Origin of the sequence: Campylobacter parajejuni, from assembly GCF_046764905.1 — a bacterium.
GTDB lineage: Bacteria > Campylobacterota > Campylobacteria > Campylobacterales > Campylobacteraceae > Campylobacter_D.
The window spans coordinates 1-744 of sequence record NZ_JBKORB010000028.1 but is presented as its reverse complement, the minus strand read 5'-3'; the positions used below and the strand labels follow the sequence as shown (position 1 = coordinate 744).

At 34.3% G+C, this 744-nt stretch carries 1 protein-coding gene; it reads right to left on the bottom strand.

The window, feature by feature from the left end:
* A partial coding sequence (locus ACLL8X_RS09280; RefSeq protein WP_411990630.1) for a motility associated factor glycosyltransferase family protein occupies positions 1-744 on the bottom strand: 744 nt, incomplete at both ends.

Genomic DNA, 744 nt, shown 5'->3' with positions numbered 1-744 from the left:
GGTTTTTCTATACTTCCTTCTATCCTAGCACCCCCTTCGGTGCAGTTGTAGGTATTAGCTTGATAATTTATTTTAGCAATGGCTATATCACTTTCAAAATTATGCCTGAAATAGGTCCAAACCATTTGAGTATAAACCTTAGTTTCCCCTCCATAAGCAAGAGTAAGAAAGTGTTCATAGGTTTCAGTTTCAAAAGTAGCCGAGTTTTGATAATCATTAGGATGGGAGTTGCCATTATCAGCATAAGCTAAGTCTTGTCCGATTAAAACAATGTTTTTGTATCCTAAATATAAAGCTAGTGTATAGTTCATATTCGCCACACTAAATCCCGAAGCAAAATAGCCGAATTTATCCATTCTTAAGTAGTGTATAAAACCTGCAGGGGCAGATGCTATCATAAAATTTCTTTTGCTAAGATACTTAACGGCATTAGGATGCACAACGGATTTTAAGATAAACACTATATCCTTATCAAACTCCCCAAAATTATGATTAAAAAACTCTGCTGTAAAATCAGTTCTCTCCAACATACACACATAATCAGGCTTTATCTCATTCTTAGCCAAAATAGGATAAGCACTATCCGCACAAAATATTGTGGCTTTGCTTGCATACTTCTTTAGTAAAGGAAGCTGTTTGGTTAAAGAAGGTCCAGTAGAAACAATAATAGCTGTATCACTTAAAGAACTTCTTTTTAAAAGCAATTCTTTATAACTAGGATGAGTTATCATATCAGCAAGATTA